The sequence below is a fragment of the Streptomyces sp. SID13726 genome (genome assembly GCF_010548375.1).
Classification (GTDB): Bacteria; Actinomycetota; Actinomycetes; order Streptomycetales; family Streptomycetaceae; genus Streptomyces.
Genome location: NZ_JAAGLY010000803.1, coordinates 1 through 393, shown reverse-complemented (window position 1 = coordinate 393; position 393 = coordinate 1). Strand labels below are relative to the sequence as shown.

The 393-nt window shown below is 66.9% G+C and carries 1 protein-coding gene; it reads left to right on the top strand.

The annotated features are described in order from the left end of the window. Positions 1-128: 128 nt before the first annotated feature. Positions 129-393 (top strand): DUF485 domain-containing protein (locus G3I78_RS50390; protein ID WP_164437379.1); only part of this gene is annotated, 265 nt, incomplete at its 3' end.

Sequence of the window (393 nt, the reverse complement as noted above, 5' to 3'; positions counted from 1 at the left end):
GGGTGTTGAACCGTCCCGACGCGCCGTACGTGCCGTTGACAAGGGGGGATCAGCGCCACCGTCCCCCCCACACGGAGGTTGTTTTGTCCGTCGTCCCCACCGCACCCGCGTCACAAGGAGAGCCCCCCGTGACCACCGAAGCAGCGCCGCCGCACGGCAGCGCGGGAACGCCGGCGGCGAGCCCCACGGCCGAAGAGTTCTCAGCCGTCCAGCAGAGCGCCGAATTCGCCGAACTGCACAGTTCCGACCGGTCCTTCGCCTTCCCGCTCACCGTGGCCTTCATCGCCTGGTACCTGCTCTACGTCCTGCTGTCCAACTACGCCGGCGGCTTCATGGGGACCAAGCACTTCGGCAACATCAACGTCGACCTCGAGTTCGGCATCTCCCAGTTCG